The organism is Clostridium nitrophenolicum (assembly GCF_055391695.1).
In genome coordinates, this window is sequence record NZ_AP042469.1 from 73,673 (window position 1) to 93,100 (window position 19,428).

Here is a 19,428-nt window from a genome sequence, read left to right on the forward strand (position 1 = left end):
AAATTAGGAGAGGTTTTATGCAAGAAATACAGGGGATTGTAGAAGATATAATTTTTCAAAATGAAGAAAATGGGTATGTAGTTGCAAAGGTTAAAGAAGGAAATGAAAGAATAACCATAGTAGGCTGCATACCCTACATAGCTGAAGGTCAAAATTTGAAAATTATAGGTGAATGGGTTTTACATCCTCAATTTGGTCAACAATTTAAAGTACAGTTATGTGAAGAAATAATGCCAAGCTCAATTGTAGGCATAGAAAGATATTTATCATCAGGAATAATAGCTGGAATAGGACCTGTAACGGCTAAAAAAATTGTAGAGAAGTTTGAGGAAGAAACTTTAAATATATTAGATAATAATATAGAGAGACTTAAAGAAATAGAGGGAATTGGGGAAAAGAAAATAGCATTGATTAATGAATCCTATTCCAAGCAGCATGAAGTAAGAAATATAATGGTTTTTCTGCAGACTTATGGCGTTACTCCTAATCAATGTGTAAAAATACATAAAAGATTTGGTGGAGACTCTATAAAATTTGTAAGAGAAAATCCATATATTTTAACGGAAGAAATATCTGGTATAGGATTTAAAACAGCAGACAAAATAGCAAGAAGTTTGGGGGTAGAAGCAAATTCTCCTTTCAGAATACAAAGTGGAATAAGATATTTGGTAAGTCAATTTTGTAGCTTAGGAAACACATATATGCCTATGGAAAAGTTAATCAAAGAAGGGATAGACACACTTGGTGTCTCAAAAGATGAGCTTGAGGAAAATATATATGAAAGTTCTGTAAATGGAAAAATAAAGTTAGAAAAGATGAAAGATGAAATGTGTGTGTTTTCGTTACCTTACTATTATTGTGAACTTGGTGTTACTAAAAAAATACTTACTTTAGCTCTAAGTAAGTATGATGATATAGGAGTAGAAATAGATAAGGAAATAGAAGAGTTTGAAAGGAATAAGGATATAGAATTTGCGACTTCGCAAAAAGAAGCTATACGTGGGGCTATAAAAAATGGGATAGAGATAATAACAGGAGGCCCAGGTACTGGTAAGACCACTATAATAAACTGCATAACTGAAATATTTGAAAAAGCAAGCTTAAAGGTGTTTATGGGTGCGCCTACAGGAAGGGCAGCAAAAAGAATGGCTGAGGCTACAGGAAGGGAAGCTAAGACTATACATAGGCTTTTAGAAATGGGAGTAAGTGAGGGTGATGATGATTTACTTTTCACAAGAGGTGAGGATGCTCCATTAGAATGTGACGTTATAATTATTGATGAGGCATCTATGATAGATATTACGCTTATGCATAATCTACTAAAAGCTGTATCCCTTGGAACTAGACTTATAATTGTAGGAGATGTTGATCAGCTTCCTTCTGTTGGACCAGGAAATGTACTTAGAGATCTAATAGAAAGTAAATGCATAAAGGTTGTAAGACTTAAAGATATATTTAGGCAATCTCAAGAAAGCATGATAGTTGTAAACGCTCATAAAATTAATGCAGGAGAAACGCCTGCTATTAATAAAAAAGATAAGGACTTTTATTTTATAAAATGCGAAGAACCAAACAAAATTTGTGACACTGTAATAGAGCTTATAGATAAAAGATTACCTAATTTTAATAAAATATGGAATAAAATGCATCATATTCAGATATTATCGCCTATGAGAAAGGGTGTATTAGGAATATCTAACTTAAATAAAAAACTTCAGGATATTTTAAACAAAAAAGATGAAAATAAAAAAGAAAAGGAATTTAAAGATGTAGTATTTAGAGTTGGGGATAAGATAATGCAGACTAAGAATAATTACTCACTAAAATGGGTTAGAGTTGCAGGAGAAGGTGAGAATGAAGGCTTAGGAATATTTAATGGTGATGTTGGTTATATAGATGATATAGATGAAGAAAAAGATACAATAACAGTAGTATTCGATGATGAAAGAAAAGTTATATATGATAGTATATATTTAGACGAGATTGATTTAGCTTATGCTATAACAATACATAAAAGTCAGGGAAGTGAATTTCCAGTGGTTATCATACCTATGTTTATGGGACCACCTTTATTAATGAACAGAAATTTACTTTATACTGCTATCACAAGAGCTAAACAACTTGTTGTTTTAGTAGGAGATATGAAAGCTATGCAATTTATGATAAATAATAATAAAAGTTTTGAAAGATATTCACTATTAAAATTTAGAATAATGGATATAATGGAGAGTGAAGTAAATGTTCTTGTTAAAGAGGAAGAATCTATATGATGAGAAAGAAAAAATTGGGGATTTGATATTGAACTGGAGTAGAGGATATGAACGCTTCTTAAATGTAATATCACTTCCTTACAATTCATCAGAGATATTTCTTAAAACAATACAAGATTATGTTAGAAGAGGGAAAAATGTAATTTATATTACAAATGAAGAGCCAGGAAGCATTAATATATTAGAATTAATAAAAAGACGTACAGATTTTAGGGACTATGCCTATATAAGAAAATCAAAAGCAAGGTTAAATTCAAGATTAAAGGTATGTAATTTTATAAATGCTTCAACTATAGATGAAAAATTTGACTTGATTATTTATGATGATATAAGAAGCTTCCCAACTTATAATAAGTATGAAATACTGAATTTGGTATCTAGAATATCTAAAGAGGATACTAAATTTATAGCTTATTCAATAGAGAGTGTATTAAAAAATGAAAGAGAAATAATTTTACCCGTAAAAGATAATAGAAGTCCAATGGTGGAACCAAGGACGATATTAACAAGAATAAACATAAATAAGGATATACCATTTGTAGTATATGAATACCTAAAATGGTTTCTAGATTGTGATAAAAGAGTTGTTATATGCGTACCTGATGAAGAAAAATTAGAGAATGTGTATTCTTATATAAATAATTATTGTCGAAATCTAAATAGAAATATAATATGTTTTGCAAAAGATAAATCAAATAAAAAATTAATTACAAACCTCTCAAAAATGAAAAAGACGGTGCTTATTACAAATGATTTCGAGCAAACCTTTTGTAACATAAATGATTCAAATGTTATGGTATACTTCGCTAATGATCCTGAGTTTAATTATAAAAGATTAATATATTTTTGTGGAAGCGTAGGACGAGGGGAGAAAGATTCGAAAGGAGAAGTTATATTTTTAGCTAATGAAGAAACAGAAGACATGGAGAGAGCAAAAGATATAACAAGGAATTTCAATAAAGAGGCATGGGAAATGGGATTGTTAAGATTTTAAAGTTTATGTGGGATTGTGTACTTCAAGTAGTATATGATGGTGATGAGAAATGTATTTTATGTGAAAAGGAACTGTACAATTGCAATTACATATGTGCAGACTGTGAAAAGAGAATAAAATTCTGTAATGATCCTTTTGATATAAAATTTAATAATATAAAAATTACAAGTTATAGTGTATCATACTACTCAGGGGCAATGATGGAATTGATCCTAAAACTTAAATATAAAAGTAATTTTAGAGCAGGAGAAACTATAGCTAATTATATGATAGATCTAGTTAAAAGAAAAAACTTAAAATTTGATTTCATAGCATATATTCCTATGAATAAAAGTGCTATGAAAAAGAGAGGATATAATCAAAGTAGATATCTAGCTAAAATAGTAAGTGATAACTTGAATATACCTGTGATTGATTGTTTGAAAAAGATACATCAAACAGAAGACCAAATAGGACTAAATCATGATGAGAGATGGGAAAATATGCAGGAATGTTTTAAGTTTATTGATAAAATTAATATAAAGAATAAAAGAATTTTAATAATTGATGATGTCATAACAACTGGAGCTACAACGTTCTATTGTGCTTATGAACTTATAAAAAATGGAGCGGAAGAAATTACTGTATTGACTGGAGCTAAAAGTAAGGTATAATTATTATATTGAGTTAGGTTTGTGGTTGAAAGTCGATGCCAGTCGCAGGCGAAACGATCCACGTAAGTTGAATAAAAATGTTTAATGAGCATGGTGCGGCTTAGAAGTAAGTCCTGCCGTTAAAAACGAGAGGGTAAGTAGTGAGAGGGTAATTCTGGGTAGCAAAAGCTCCAGCAGGCGAGTGTGGGGTCAAAGACCAGGTCAACTGACTTAATAATAAAGTTCTTAATCTTAATGGATTAAGAACTTTAATTTTTTTTTGACTTTTGAACATAATACTAGTGTAAAGAAAAAATGAAGGATAAGTAATATTAATTAATAATATTAATATTTTGTGTAATATTATGTGAATTCGCAATAATTCTATTGTAATTTTCCTCAAATAGTATTAAAATAGAGTTAACAAAAGTTTAATCTATATCCATAAAAATATATTTTTGGTATAAATTTTAAGCAGTAGAGTTATTCATAAAGATAAGGAAGGGGCTGGAAATATGAGGATAACAGTAAGTGGAAAAAATATTGAGGTAACTGAGGCTTTAAGAAATACAGTGGAGAAAAAGATGTCAAAACTAGAGAAGTATTTCAACCCTGATGTAGAAGCACACGCTACATTAAGCGTAGAAAAAAATAGACAAATCATGGAGGTGACTATCTCTGTTGGAGGAATATTATTCAGAGCAGAGGAAGCACATGATGATATGTATGCATCTATAGATATAGTTGTAGATAAATTAGAAGGGCAAATAAGAAAACAGAAGACAAAACTTCAAAGAAGAAATCATATGGAGTCGCTAAGATTCCAGTATATACCTGATTTTAATCCAGAGGAACCGTCAGAAGAAAGCAAAATAGTAAAGACTAAAAGATTTGCAATTAAGCCTATGTCAGCAGAAGAAGCAGTACTTCAAATGGAGCTTTTAGGACATAACTTTTTCGTATATAAGAATGATGATGATGGAGAAGTGAATGTAGTTTATAAGAGAAAAGATGGAAATTATGGTTTAATAGAACCTGAATTTTAGAAAAGAGGAAGCTAAATGCTTCCTCTTTTAAAGTTAAATTTTTAGTTAGTTTTCCAATAAGATGTTTAAAATGCAGGATATTGTAAATAATTAACTTTGTAAAAATTTTATAATAATTGTAAAATATTATTTGTAACATAGTTAAATTTTAAAAGTTGTAACAAATTTTAAAACTATGATAAAGTATTATCCATAGAAGTTGAATAGCTTTTAATTAGATGATATAATCTATAAAGTGCATTGTTACAAAATTAATATGGTGAGGATGAAAAAATATGGGTATTTTTCAAAAGATATTTGGAACATATAGTGAAAAAGAAGTAAAGAGAATAATTCCTATTGTAAATAAAATAGATTCATTTGACTCTCAAATGCAAAGTCTAAGTGACTCAGAACTTAGGGCTAAAACAGATGAATTTAAAGAAAGATTGGAAAAGGGAGAGACATTAAATTCAATTTTACCTGAAGCTTTCGCAGTAGTTAGGGAAGCTGCATGGAGAACAATAGGACTAAAGCATTATAGAGAACAATTAATCGGAGGAATAGTTCTTCATCAAGGTAGAATATCAGAAATGAAAACTGGAGAAGGTAAAACGCTTGTAGCAACTGCTCCAGCATATTTAAATGCGTTGACAGGCAAAGGAGTTCATATAGTAACTGTTAATGACTACCTTGCAAAAAGAGATAGAGAAACAATGGGACCGGTATATGAGTTCTTAGGACTTAAAGTTGGTGTAATTCTTCATGAATTAGATCAATCACAAAGACAAGAGGCTTATAGATGTGATATAACATATGGAACTAACAGTGAATTTGGATTTGATTATTTAAGAGACAACATGGTTATATATAAAGAGGAAAGAGTTCAAAGAGGACTAAACTTTGCAATTGTAGACGAAGTTGACTCTATATTAATAGATGAAGCTAGAACTCCTCTTATAATTTCTGGTGAAGGTGAAAAATCTACTGAGTTTTATAAAATAGCAGATTACTTTGCCAAAACTTTATCTGAAGAGAAGGACTTCACAAAAGATGAAAAAGCAAATGCTGTAATCCTTACAGATGAAGGTATTAAGAAGGCGGAAGATTTCTTTAAGCTAACAAACTATGCTGATCCTGAGAATATGGAAATACAGCACCACGTAGTTCAGGCGCTAAAGGCTAACTATATGATGAAGAGAGATAAGGATTATATGGTTAGAGATGGCGAAGTTATGATAGTAGATGAATTTACTGGAAGAATGATGGAAGGTAGAAGATATAGTGATGGTCTACATCAAGCTATAGAAGCTAAAGAAGGCGTTAAAGTAGAAAGAGAATCCAAAACTCTTGCTACTATAACATATCAGAACTACTTTAGAATGTTTAACAAGCTATCAGGTATGACAGGTACAGCGTTAACAGAAGAAAACGAATTTAGAGAAATATATGGATTAGACGTAATTGTTGTTCCAACTCACAAACCAATAGCAAGACAAGATATGCCAGATGTAGTATATAAAACTGCTAAAGGTAAATTTAAAGCTATAGTTGAAGACATAGTTGAAACTTACAAGAAAGGGCAACCAGTTTTAGTTGGTACCGTAAGTATAGAAAAATCAGAATTGCTTTCTGATATGCTAAAGAGAAAAGGGGTTCCACATCAAGTTCTTAATGCTAAGTATCATGAACAAGAAGCGGAGATAATAACTGGTGCAGGTGAAAAGGGCACTGTTACAATAGCTACTAACATGGCTGGTCGTGGTACCGATATTAAGCTTGGAGACGGTGTTGTAGAGCTTGACGGACTAAAAATCATAGGTACTGAAAGACATGAATCAAGAAGAATTGACAACCAATTAAGAGGTCGTTCTGGACGTCAAGGAGACCCTGGACTATCAAGATTCTATGTATCATTAGAGGATGATCTAATGAGAATATTCGGCTCAGATAAACTAAAGGATATAGTTGAAAAGCTTGGCCTTGGTGATGATGAAGCTATAGAAAGCAAAATGGTAAGTGGGGCTATAGAAAATGCTCAAAAGAAAGTTGAAGGAAATAACTTTGATATAAGAAAAACATTACTTCAATATGATGATGTTATAAATAAACAAAGAGAAATTATGTACAGACAAAGATCAGAAGTTCTAGAAGGTGAAGACTTAAAGGATCAAATCTATCAAATGCTTGATGATATAGCTTCTTCCGCAGTTGATTCACATATCTCTGGGGTAGAAGAAGAATTTGAAAATGACTTAGCTAAACTAATAGACTTTATGGAAGAGTTATACGTGCCAAAGGATTCAGTTACAGTTGAGGAATTGTCAAACTTACTAAATGATGAGATTAAAGAAAAGTTTGTGGAAATAGGTCAAGGGATTTATTCACAAAAAGAAGAAGAATTCACTCCAGAGCAAATGAGAGAAATAGAAAGAGTTGTTCTTTTAAGAGTAGTTGATACAAAATGGATGGATCACATAGATGATATGGATCACCTTAAGAGAGGAATAGGTTTAAGAGCATATAGACAACAAGACCCTGCTCAAGCCTACCAATTTGAAGGTAGTGAAATGTTTGAAGAAATGATATACAACATTAAGCTTGAGACTATAAAATATTTATTCCATGTTCAAATTCAAAAAGCTCCTGAAAGGGAAAGAGTTGTAAAAGAAACTCATACAAATCAAGCTGATGATGATTCAGTAAAGAAGCAGCCTGTAAAAAAGGAAAAAACTACAGGAAGAAATGATCCATGTCCATGTGGCAGCGGGAAAAAATACAAAAACTGTTGTGGAAGATTTGAATAATGTTTTAATGTCGTTTTGCTTAAGCAAAACGACATTTGTTTACTAGAATTTAATATTAGGCATCTTAAAAAAATAACTAATGAGTATAATATTTTTGTTCGGATGCCTTATTCTAATTATTTATTCTTTATATTAAGAGGAGAGTGATTAAATGCTACTTCAGCTAGAAGAAGCCTTAAATGAAATAGGTGGCTTAAAAGGAGCCATTAACGAAATTAGGGGTTCACTTTGACATAGAAAATAGCAAAAACAAAATAGAAGAACTCCAGAAAAAAATGCAGGAGCCTGATTTTTGGAGTGATGTAAACAAAGCTCAGGAAGTAACTGGGGAAGAAAAGTTCTTAAAAAATAGATTGGATAGATATAAGGAATTAGAGGGAAGAATAGAAGATATTGAAGTTCTTACTACACTAGCAATAGAAGAATCAGATCTAACGACCTCAAAAGAAATATTAAGAGAAGTAAAGGCATTACAGGATGATGTAGATAGATTCAGAATAGAAATATTGCTGTCAGGAGAATATGATAAGAATAATGCCATAATATCTCTTCATGTAGGTGTCGGAGGAACTGATGCCCAGGACTGGACAGAAATGCTTTTAAGAATGTATACAAGATGGGCTGAAGGAAAAGGATTTAAAATAGAGACTATAGATTTGATTCCTGCAGATGATGCTGGAATTAAAAGTGCCGATTTAAGAATAGTGGGAGAATTTGCTTACGGGTATCTAAAGGCAGAAAAAGGAATTCATAGACTAGTGAGAATATCACCTTTTAATGCTAATGGTAAGCGACAAACTTCTTTTGCTTCTGTGGAGGTTTTGCCTGAGCTTACAGCAAATCAAGACATAGAAATAAGACCAGAAGATATTAAAATCGACTCTTATAGAGCAGGGGGCGCCGGAGGACAGCATGTAAATAAGACTGAATCTGCAATTAGAATAACCCACATCCCAACAGGAATAGTAGTTCAGTGCCAAAACCAAAGAAGTCAGCATCATAACAAGGATGAGGCTATGAAAATGTTAAAATCTAAGCTTGTAGAGTTAAAGGAAAGAGCTCATAAGGAGAAAATTGAAGATTTAACTGGCGAGTTAAAAGATATTGGCTGGGGAAGCCAAATAAGGTCCTATGTTTTTCAGCCATACACCTTAGTTAAAGACCACAGAACAGGCATTGAAAATGGAAATATAAATGCTGTTATGGATGGAGAAATAGACGAGTTTATAAATGAATATTTAAAGCAAAATACAAACTAAAAGAAGTAATACAAAAAAACTGCGTGGCAGTTTTTTTGTATTACGAATTGAGTAATCGCTCTATAATTCTATATATTGTTTTTGCGTGTAGGTTTAAATAAAATTACTAAACTTAAAATAGTACACATTAAAGAAACCCAAAATATTTGTTTATAATATAAAATAAATAAGTTATTGTTAAAGCCATATTTGATCACTTCTTTTGATGCTACTTTAAAGCATCTGTCTATGGAATCTGTGTTTATGAAATTAGCTTTGTCATTAGGGGTATGAATTTTAGATGAATCTGCATCGGTTAAAGTTATAGCATCAATATTTTGTTTTCTAAAGTATTCATGATCACTAGCATCTTCAAATAGATAATTAAAACTGATTTTATCCTTTTTACAAATTAGTGAAGCTTCTTTTATAAGAGGACTATCCGTTGTATCCTGCTTTCCTCCCATTATGTGAAGAGGTATAGAATTATTTCCACCTATCATATCAAAATTAAATATTTTAGCACCCTTAAGGTTGTCCTTATATTTATCTGCAAAAGCTTTTGATCCTAGACATCCAAATTCTTCAGCGTTGAAACCGATAAATAATATATTTCTATCAGGTTTTCCTAAAGAACTTATATATTTACTCATTTCCATTACAAAAGCGATTCCTGAAGCATTATCTAGAGCCCCGCTGTAAACTTTCCCAGAAAGATCCGAGCCTATATGATCAAAGTGCGCAGAAAGAACAATTGGAGGAGAATATGGGTCTTTACCTTCTATATATGCAGTAATATTATTTAAAGATGTTTTTTTAGTTTCAAAAGGTATAGAGCAATTTATGTTATAATCTTTGCTTAAGTAGTTTTTTAATTCATTAAAAGTGTCTTTAGTAATCATAATATACATGCTATAAGGAGAAGAACTTATAAAAGAACTTCTAAAGTTAAGCGTGTTATCTTGAGGTACATAAAATAAAAAATAGTCATTATCCTTTTTAACTTGAATATGGCCGTCAAGAATTTCAACTTTATCGTACTTGCTGAAGTTCAAATTATTTTTTCTGAAGTTCAGTAAATCTTCTTTAAAATCTATTCCATAGTTAAATTCTTTAATCAAAAATCCATTTTTATCAGTAATGCTTAAGTAAGGTTTTCCAGAAATTTTATGAGGATAAATTGTATCAAAGCTTTGAAGATAACTACCATTATAGGGCTTTAATCCAGCATCTTTGAAGGAATCCTTTATATATATAATAGATGCTGCATTTTCAATACTTCCAGCAAGTCTGCCTTTAAAGTTATCAGAAGATAGATATTCTATATTTTTTTTAACTGAATTGTGATTAAATACATGTACTTTAGAATAAACATGAAAACTAAAGCCTAGAAAAATAAAAGATATTATTAGGAAAAGATAAGTCATATGTTTTTTCATAGTAACAACCCCTCAAGAAAAATATATCTTTAAAATATATATTAATTTGCAAAATACTATATAACTGTTATAATAATTTTTAGCCAATAATTTCAAAAGTTGTTTTAAAATTTAATGGGCATGGAGGTAAATATGAATAATATAGTTGAAAGATTAATACAAGAATTAAATTTAAATAAAAAGCATGTAGAAACTGTTATTGACCTTTTAGACAGTGGAAATACAGTTCCTTTTATAGCTAGATATAGAAAAGAAATGACTGGAGGGATGAGTGATATAACCCTCAGAGCTCTTTCAGAAAGACTTACATACTTAAGAAATCTAGAAGGAAGAAAAGAAGATGTTATAAGACTTATCGATGAACAGGGAAAGCTTACAGATGAATTAAAGACAACTATAATGCGATGTGACACTTTAACAGAAGTAGAGGATATATATAGACCATATAAGCCTAAAAAAAGAACCAGAGCTATTATTGCAGAAGAAAAAGGATTAAAACCTTTAGCTGAGGTTATTTGGAGTGGTGAGTTTAAGAGTGATATTAAACAATATGCAGCTGAATTTATAAATGAAGAAAAAGAAGTAAAGACAGTAGAGGAAGCTTTGCAAGGAGCGATGGATATTATTAGCGAAATAATATCAGATGAGGCTGAGTATAGAAAATGGATTAGAAATTTTATTCAAAATGAGGGCTTAATAGAAACAAGTGGAGAGAGCGAGGAATCAACTCCTTATGAGATGTATTATGATTATAAAGAAGCTGTAAAAGGCATACCACCACATAGGATTCTCGCAATTAATAGAGGGGAAAAAGAAAAAATACTTTCAGTAAAAATAACTGCGAATATGGATAAAATTATAGAGTACTTAAAGCAAAAGTGTTTAAAAGATAATAAAAATACTGATACATATATAGAAGATAGTATTAAAGATTCTTTAAAAAGATTAATATATCCATCAATAGAAAGAGAAATAAGATCAGATCTTACAGATAAAGGTGAAGAAGGAGCTATAAAAATATTTAAAGCAAACTTAAAAGCGCTGTTGATGCAGGCTCCAATAAAGGGGAAAATAGTATTAGGTTTTGACCCTGGATTTAGAACAGGATGTAAAATAGCTGTGCTTGATGATACAGGAAAGTTATTAGATACTGCAACAGTTTATGCTACCTCATCTCAAAATAGTGTTGAAGAAGCTGTAAAAACCTTAAAAAAACTGATTCATAAGTGTAACGTAGATGTTATATCGCTAGGAAATGGAACTGCTAGTAGAGAATCTGAAGAGGTTATTGAAAGAATTATAAAAGAGGTTAAGACAGAACAAAATAGAGATCTTTATTATGTTGTAGTATCAGAAGCAGGGGCATCTGTGTATTCAGCATCAGAATTAGCTGCAAAAGAATACCCAGATATCAATGTCTCATTAAGAGGAGCTATATCTATTGGAAGGAGACTTCAGGACCCATTAGCAGAGCTTGTAAAAATAGATCCTAAGTCCATAGGGGTTGGACAGTACCAACATGATGTTGCTCCTAAGAAGTTAGATGAATCGCTAAGCGGGGTAGTGGAAGACTGCGTAAATAGTGTAGGCGTGGATTTGAATATAGCAACGCCATCCCTTTTATCATATATATCAGGAATAAACTCAACTATTGCTCAAAATATTGTTGTATATAGAGAAGAGAATGGAAAGTTTAAAAGTAGAAAAGAACTTTTAAAGGTAAAAAGATTAGGAGCAAAGGCATTTGAACAGTGTGCCGGATTCTTGAGAGTAATGGAAAGTAAAGAACCTTTAGATAATACTTCTGTACATCCAGAATCTTATGAAGCAGCAAAAGAGCTATTAACTACTTTAGGATATACTTTAGATGATTTGAAAAACAACAGGCTTATAGATATAGAAGAAAGGGTTAAGGAATCAGGTATAGAGAAATTAGCAGAAAAATTGCTAGTTGGTGTTCCAACTCTTAATGACATAATAAAAGAAATAAAAAAGCCAGGAAGAGATCCAAGAGAAGAATTACCTAAGCCTATATTAAAGACTGGAATTATAGATATAACTCAATTAAAGCCAGGTATGGCATTAATGGGAACTGTAAGAAATGTTGCAGACTTTGGAGCATTTGTTGATATCGGGGTTCATCAAGATGGATTGGTGCATATAAGTCAATTAGCAGATAGATTTATAAAACATCCACTTGATGTAGTGCAGGTTGGAGATATTGTTGAGGTAAAAGTTCTTGAGGTTGATGAAAAAAGAAAAAGAATAGCTTTGACAATGAAAAAGTAATGCTTACTCAATTCAGATATTGAATTTTTAGAAAACTTGTACTATAATTGAAACGTAAACTTAATAAAGTAGTAATCTTCAGGGCGGGGCGAAATTCCCCACCGGCGGTATAGCCCGCGAGCCTTAATTGGCATGATTCGGTTAGATTCCGAAGCCGACAGTAAAGTCTGGATGAAAGAAGGTAAAGTATAATGTAAATTCGCCCTGACTTATAGTCAGGGCTTTTTATTATACTAACACCTTATACCTAAATATGAATATATGCAGAAGATTATGAAACAATTATATTAGGAGGGTGTATATATGAAAGATCAAAAACTCAACAGATTAGTAAAAATATCTATGTTAAGTGTTATAGCATTTATACTTATGTTTATTGAAGTTGCTACCCCATTTTTTCCGCCTTTTTTAAAGTTTGATATAAGTGACTTGCCGGCACTAATTGGGGCTTTTGCGCTTGGTCCCGTAGCTGGAGTAGCAATAGAGTTACTTAAAAATATACTTCATGGTATATTCGTTGGAGGAAGTGCTTTTGTAGGGGAGTTAGCAAATTTCCTTGTTGGTGCAGTAATGGTATATGTATCAGGATATATATATAACAAAAGAAAAAGCAGAGGGACAGCAGTTACTTCACTAATTGCAGGTACTTTAACTATGACTGCAGCAGCTAGTGTTCTCAATTACTTTGTATTCTTACCTTTATATGAAACAGTACTACACTTCCCTATAAATGCCATCGTTGAAATGGGAAACAAAATTAATAGCAGTATAACAGATCTTAATTCCTTTGTAGTATGGGCAATTGCGCCTTTTAATCTAATTAAAGGTATGTTGGTATCAGTATTAACTATGCTAGTGTACAAAAGTGTGTCACCAATACTTCATAAAGAAGAACAAAAAGAAAGGGACCTTGTTAAAAATAACTAGTAGAAATAATCCGGAAAAATCCGGATTATTTTTTATATTCCGGAGTATAAGTTAACTTTCGGCCAAGGAACCCTATATAAATATATAGTTCTATGCGATAATGTATATATAGGCCGGAAAAAAGGAGTGATTTAAGTGGCTGGTATATGGAATATAAATAGTGTTTATGATGTTAATACTAGGACGGTTTCTAGAAAGTTATCTTTTGAAGTTGGCCAAAACTTTTTAGCTAGAATTGTAAATTTAGATAAATTAACTGGAGAGATGCTTTTAAAGCTTCTTGATGGATGGCAATTTTCAGCGAAACTTGAAAATCCTATGGAAAAACTGCCAGAAGGACTTATAAGATTTGTAGTTGAAGGCTTTGAAGATGGAAAACTTCAACTTAAAATATTAAATTCAGATACTAAACAAAAATCATCAGAAAAAGATTCTATTAGTGCGTTTTTAAAAGAGAAAAGCATAAATTTAAGTGATTCGGATTATGATGTTTTGAACAAAATGGTAAAGCATAATATAACTCTTACCAAAGAAAATATTTCAGATGTAAAAACTATTTTAGATTTTATGAATAAGATAAAATCTGATGATACAGAAGAAAGTGCCTTTATTGAAAAGTATATACAAAGCAAAAATATCAGTTTGGAGAGTGCTGAGGGTATTAAAATAAAAAATACTTTAAAGTCATTTTTTAATGAATTAAAAAATTTAGGATCAGATGACTTATTTACATTTTTTGAAAACAATATAGATTTAACGGAAGAAAATATTAAGAGTTTCAATAATGTATTTAAGGAAAACTTAACTATATTTAAAGATGTAAAGCAGGTTGAGGGTGAGCTTAAAGGTGATATTCAGACCGAGAGTGAATTTGCAAGCACAGATAGTAACTTAGAAAGCATTGCACAAAACAGTAAAGAGACATCTAATAACCAAAGTAAAGAAAAAATATATTTAAGTAACACATCAGAAGAGTTAGTAAAATTAAATAAACCAGATAAAAATAATTTAACAGTAGAAACAACAAATTTAAAAGAATTAAATAATGAAAATGAGGAGCTATCTAATAATACAAAAGTCTCAAAAGAAGTAACTAAGGTTTTATCGGAAAAAGATATAGAAATTACTCAAGAGTTAAAGTTAGGTGATAACGTAAAAGACAAAAGCACAGTACCAGTTAAACACCATACTATAGAAGATATATCAAAAGTAATTAAAGAGCAAATAAATGCTAAAACTGAAGAACTGAAAAATACTATAAAAACATTTATGGAGCAAAAAAGTGAACTGGATCCTAAGGTGTATAATAATGTAATGCAGGCACTAGATAAAAATATTAATGATTTTAAAATATTTAATTCTGTATCAAACCAGTATTATTACCTGGACTTGCCTATAAATATAGAAAAGCATGAATATGAGTGTAAACTTATGATAAAAGATGAAAGAAAAAAGGGAAAGAAAATTGACTCTACCAATGTAAAAATAGCGGCATCTGTAAATACTATTAACATGGGAGTTGTAGATGCTTATATAAAAGTTAACAACAACAACATGGATTTAAGTATAAAGTGTGATGAAAAGTGGATTAAAGTTTTAGATAATGAAAAAGAAAAGATAATGATCAAGCTGCATGAAATGGGTTATAATGTTTATGCCAACGTAAGTGAGAGAGAAAAAGAGATGAATATAACAAATTGCTCAGAGTTCTTCGGGGACAGTAATCTAAGTACTATAGATGCAAAGGTATAAGGCACATTAAGTTTGTAAGGTTCTAAGTAATTTACAATATGCTAATAACAACTTATAATTAATTAATAGATGCCCCATTTATATTAAGAGGTGTTATAATGAATAAAAAGAAAAAGGCAGCAGCATTAAAATATGAACATGGATACTCAGCACCAGTGGTGACTGCGGCAGGTATGGGATATGTAGCCGACAAGATAATAGAAAGAGCCGAAGAAAATAATGTTCCTATAGTTTATGATGAAGAACTTTCAAGTCTTTTAAATAATGTAGATGTAGGAGACGCTATACCATTTGAATTATATAATGCAGTAGCCAAAGTAATAGCTTATGTAATGGATGTAGATAAAAATTTAAATAAATAAGAGGTGGTAAGGTGGCTTTATATGCAATATCTGATTTGCACTTAGATTTAAACGGTGATAAGCCAATGGATGTATTTGGGCAGAACTGGTTTCAACATGATAAAAAAATAAAGAATAACTGGGTAAAAAGAGTTAAGGATGAAGATACAGTGCTTATAGCTGGAGATATATCTTGGTCTATGAAAATAGAAGATGGGATGAATGATTTACAATGGATTCACAATCTTCCAGGAAGAAAAATAATGGTTAAGGGTAATCACGATTATTGGTGGGTGAGTATCACTAAACTAAATAATCTTTATGAAGATATGAAATTCATTCAGAACAACTTCTTTGTATATGAGGATTATGCTATATGTGGAACTAGAGGTTGGATTTGTCCAGGGGGCGAGAACTTCAAGGCCCATGATGAAAAGATATATACAAGAGAGCTTTCTAGATTAAGATTGTCATTAGATGCGGCAGTAAAAGAAGGATTTAAAAAATTTATTGTAATGATTCATTATCCTCCTATGAATGAGAAACTCGTAGAATCTGGTTTTGTAGAAATTTTTAAAGAGTATAATATTGAGAAAGTAGTTTATGGACACTTACATGGACCGTCACTGACAAAAGCTTTAAATGGTGAAAAAGATGGCATAGAGTATATACTTACTTCAGGTGATTATCTGGATTTTAATCCCATAAAAATTTTATAAGTTTTTATGGGATAATTTATTGACAATTATATTTATATATCGTAATATATAAATATAGTGATGGATAAATATATTAAATATAATAGTGAAAAATATTTACTGAAAATTATTCTAAAAAATTAAGAGGTATGAGATGGATAATAATTTTGAAAAATTTAATGAAACAGCAGAATTTCTTAAAGTGTTAGCACATCCAGTTAGATTGTGTATAGTTAGAGGTCTATTGGAAAAGGGAAGATGCAATGTAAGTCATATGCAAAACTGTTTGGATATGCCTCAATCTACTATATCACAACATCTACAAAAACTAAGGACTGCCGGAATAATTGAAGGTGAAAGAAATGGATTGGAAATAAACTACAGAATTTGTGATGAGAGAGTTAAAAGATTAATAGAAACTTTGTTTGACAAAGAAGATCAATAACTATGTAAAAGTATGTGATAATTAAGAGGAGGACTTAAAATGGGGAAAAAGGTTTTAATTGTTGGTGGAGTTGCAGGTGGAGCATCTGCTGCAGCTAGACTTAGAAGACTTGATGAGGACGCAGAAATAGTGATGTTTGAAAAAGGAGAGTATATATCTTTTGCTAATTGTGGATTGCCTTATTATATAGGTGAAACTATTAAGGAAAGAGAAAAACTGTTAGTACAAACTCCTGAGGCTATGAATGAGAGATTTAAAATAGATGTAAGGGTTAATAGCGAAGTAATTGATGTAGATACAAAAAACAAAAAAGTAAAGGTTAACAGCAAAGACAAAGGTGAATATGAAGAAAGCTATGATTACCTAATTTTATCACCAGGTGCAATGCCTATTAAGCCGCCAATAGAAGGTATAAATAGTGATAAGATATTTACATTGAGAAATGTGCCTGATACAGACAAAATAAAAGCTTATGTAGATAATAGAAATATCAAAAATGCAGTAGTTATAGGTGGAGGTTTTATAGGGGTTGAAATGGCTGAAAACCTTAAAGAAAGAGGATTAAATGTTGCATTAGTTGAAGCAGCCCCTCATATATTGGCACCATTTGACTCTGATATGGTAACATTTGCGGAAAAGGAACTTGAAGATAACGGAGTTGGAATTGTTTTAAATGATGGTGTAAAGGCATTTAAGGAAGAAGGCAGTGGAATAAATATTATTTTAAATAGTGGAAAATGTCTATATGCAGATATAGTTATACTTGCTATAGGTGTAAAGCCGGATGTAGCCTTTTTAAAGGACTCAGGAATAGAGTTTGGACCAAGAGGTCACATAATAGTAAACAATAAGATGGAGACAAATATAGAAGGCGTATATGCAGCTGGTGATGCTATAGAAGTAGTTGATTTTGTAAATGGAAGTAAGACAGCTATAGCCCTTGCCGGACCTGCTAATAAGCAGGGAAGAATTGCAGCAGATAACATATGTGGATTAGATTCAAAATACAAAGGAACTATGGGAACAGCTATTATAAAGGTATTTGGATTAACTGGCGCAAGTACAGGAAATAATGAAAGAACATTAAAATCAAAAGGTATATCATATAGAGTTATCTATGTGCACCCTAACTCAAGCGCAGGATACTATCCAGGTGGAGCTCCAATGTCAATAAAGCTTATTTTCAATGATAAAGGGAAAATACTTGGAGCTCAAGCTTTGGGTTATGTTGGAGTAGATAAGAGGATGGACGATATAGCAGTTACAATGAGGCTTGGTGGAACAGTATATGATTTGGCTGAATTAGAGCTTGCTTATGCACCACCTTACTCTTCAGCTAAGGATCCTGTTAACATGGCTGGTTTTGTTGCTGAAAATGTTCTAACTGGAAGACATGAAGTAATACTTCCAGAAGATATAGACAATAGAGATAAAGAAAAAACTCAACTTATAGATGTAAGAACTGAAATAGAATACAAAAATGGTAATATAGAAGGTTCATTAAATATACCAGTAGATGATTTGAGAAATAGAATGAATGAATTAGATAAAGATAAGGAAATATTACTCCATTGTCAGGTAGGACTTAGAGGATATATTGCTGCAAGAATTTTAATGGCACGTGGATTTAAAGTGAAGAACCTAACTGGTGGTTATAAGACGTATACTATGAGTAAGTTTAAGCCTAAAGATGTAGTAATGAACAAAGGCAGTGAAGGCGGCTCTATAGACTTAAGAGGAAAAGAAGCTAGTATCAGCTTAGAAAGTACTGTCAATGAGTATAAAGAGGCAGAGCTTGAGTATAAGAAGGGAAGCTTTGATAAGACGCTTGATGCTTGTGGACTATGCTGTCCAGGACCACTAATGCAGGTTAACGCAAGTGTTCAGGATATGAAGGATGGAGAGATATTAAAGGTTACAGCGTCAGATCAAGGATTTTTCGAAGATATAAAGTCTTGGTGTGAAAGAACTGATAACGAGCTATTAGAGAGAGAAAAAGATAAGGGAAACATTATAGCTTTTATAAAAAAGGGTAAAAAAAAACAAATAATGCTAGATAACAGTAGCTGTAATGCTGGCGCAATTGCTCAAAAGGACAATAAAACATTAGTAGTGTTCAGCGGAGATTTAGATAAAGCAATAGCATCCTTTATAATAGCTAATGGCGCAGCTTCCATGGGTAAAAAGGTTACAATGTTTTTTACCTTCTGGGGACTAAACATACTAAGGAAACATGAAAAAGTTAGTGTTTCAAAAGCCTTTATGGATAAGATGTTTGGATTTATGATGCCAAGAGGAAGCAAAAGATTAAAATTATCTAATATGAATATGCTTGGAATGGGACCTAAAATGATTAGAATGGTAATGAAAAATAAAAATGTTACATCACTTGAAGAACTAATACAAGCTGCTATAGACAGTGGAATAGAAATAGTGGCCTGTCAAATGTCTATGGATGTTATGGGACTTAAAAAGGATGAGCTAATTGATGGCGTAAAAATAGGTGGTGTAGGTTACTATCTAGGAGAAGCAGAGGACTCCAATGTAAATTTATTTATATAAACCTAAAGA

Annotated in this window: 14 protein-coding genes and 1 riboswitch; of the genes, 13 read left to right on the forward strand and 1 reads right to left on the reverse strand. The window is 31.4% G+C overall.

Annotation, left to right across the window (positions count from 1 at the left end):
- Positions 1-17 precede the first annotated feature (17 nt).
- From recD2 to prfB, 6 genes are all read left to right on the forward strand, one after another.
- The gene (recD2, locus tag ACZ5N4_RS00420; protein ID WP_464206148.1) at positions 18-2,270 is read left to right on the forward strand and encodes an SF1B family DNA helicase RecD2; all 2,253 of its coding nucleotides are present in this window, start codon (positions 18-20) and stop codon (positions 2,268-2,270) included.
- Positions 2,239-3,264, forward strand: a complete 1,026-nt coding sequence (locus ACZ5N4_RS00425; protein ID WP_464206150.1) for a hypothetical protein — start codon at positions 2,239-2,241, stop codon at positions 3,262-3,264. Before recD2 ends, ACZ5N4_RS00425 begins: the two co-directional genes overlap by 32 nt.
- The gene (locus tag ACZ5N4_RS00430) at positions 3,237-3,917 is read left to right on the forward strand and encodes a ComF family protein (protein WP_464206152.1); all 681 of its coding nucleotides are present in this window, start codon (positions 3,237-3,239) and stop codon (positions 3,915-3,917) included. The genes ACZ5N4_RS00425 and ACZ5N4_RS00430 overlap by 28 nt, the downstream gene beginning before the upstream one ends.
- 494 nt (positions 3,918-4,411) lie before the next feature.
- On the forward strand, positions 4,412-4,942 hold the full coding sequence (gene hpf, locus ACZ5N4_RS00435) for a ribosome hibernation-promoting factor, HPF/YfiA family (protein ID WP_464206154.1): 531 nt from the start codon (positions 4,412-4,414) through the stop codon (positions 4,940-4,942).
- A gap of 275 nt (positions 4,943-5,217) precedes the next feature.
- Positions 5,218-7,728 (forward strand): preprotein translocase subunit SecA, encoded by a 2,511-nt coding sequence (secA, locus tag ACZ5N4_RS00440; protein ID WP_464206156.1) that lies wholly within the window; start codon positions 5,218-5,220, stop codon positions 7,726-7,728.
- A gap of 151 nt (positions 7,729-7,879) precedes the next feature.
- A protein-coding gene (gene prfB / locus ACZ5N4_RS00445; RefSeq protein WP_464206158.1) for a peptide chain release factor 2 occupies positions 7,880-8,987 on the forward strand; the annotation gives its coding sequence in 2 pieces (ribosomal slippage) (positions 7,880-7,957 and positions 7,959-8,987; 1,107 coding nt in all).
- 68 nt (positions 8,988-9,055) lie between these two features.
- Here prfB and ACZ5N4_RS00450 read toward each other — a convergent pair.
- Complete coding sequence (locus ACZ5N4_RS00450) at positions 9,056-10,405, reverse strand: M28 family metallopeptidase (protein WP_464206160.1); 1,350 nt, start codon at positions 10,403-10,405, stop codon at positions 9,056-9,058.
- A 132-nt stretch (positions 10,406-10,537) separates the two neighbouring features.
- Between ACZ5N4_RS00450 and ACZ5N4_RS00455 the strand changes: the two genes are divergently transcribed.
- From ACZ5N4_RS00455 to ACZ5N4_RS00485, 7 genes are all read left to right on the forward strand, one after another.
- Positions 10,538-12,694: a Tex family protein gene (locus ACZ5N4_RS00455; RefSeq protein ID WP_464206162.1), complete on the forward strand. Its 2,157-nt coding sequence runs from the start codon at positions 10,538-10,540 to the stop codon at positions 12,692-12,694.
- A 70-nt stretch (positions 12,695-12,764) separates the two neighbouring features.
- Positions 12,765-12,881, forward strand: a riboswitch (FMN riboswitch).
- A 116-nt stretch (positions 12,882-12,997) separates the two neighbouring features.
- Complete coding sequence (locus ACZ5N4_RS00460; protein WP_464206164.1) at positions 12,998-13,621, forward strand: ECF transporter S component; 624 nt, start codon at positions 12,998-13,000, stop codon at positions 13,619-13,621.
- 135 nt (positions 13,622-13,756) lie between these two features.
- Positions 13,757-15,373 carry a hypothetical protein gene (locus ACZ5N4_RS00465; protein WP_464206166.1) on the forward strand — a complete coding sequence of 539 codons (1,617 nt, stop codon included), beginning with the start codon at positions 13,757-13,759 and terminating at the stop codon, positions 15,371-15,373.
- A 98-nt stretch (positions 15,374-15,471) separates the two neighbouring features.
- Entirely contained in the window at positions 15,472-15,735 is a 264-nt protein-coding gene (locus tag ACZ5N4_RS00470) for an EscU/YscU/HrcU family type III secretion system export apparatus switch protein (protein ID WP_178909471.1), read from the forward strand.
- 11 nt (positions 15,736-15,746) lie between these two features.
- On the forward strand, positions 15,747-16,433 hold the full coding sequence (locus ACZ5N4_RS00475) for a metallophosphoesterase (RefSeq protein WP_464206168.1): 687 nt from the start codon (positions 15,747-15,749) through the stop codon (positions 16,431-16,433).
- Between the two features lie 133 nt (positions 16,434-16,566).
- The gene (locus ACZ5N4_RS00480; protein ID WP_464206170.1) at positions 16,567-16,857 is read left to right on the forward strand and encodes an ArsR/SmtB family transcription factor; all 291 of its coding nucleotides are present in this window, start codon (positions 16,567-16,569) and stop codon (positions 16,855-16,857) included.
- Positions 16,858-16,896: 39 nt separating this feature from the next.
- Positions 16,897-19,419: a DsrE/DsrF/DrsH-like family protein gene (locus tag ACZ5N4_RS00485; protein ID WP_464206172.1), complete on the forward strand. Its 2,523-nt coding sequence runs from the start codon at positions 16,897-16,899 to the stop codon at positions 19,417-19,419.
- Positions 19,420-19,428 lie beyond the last annotated feature (9 nt).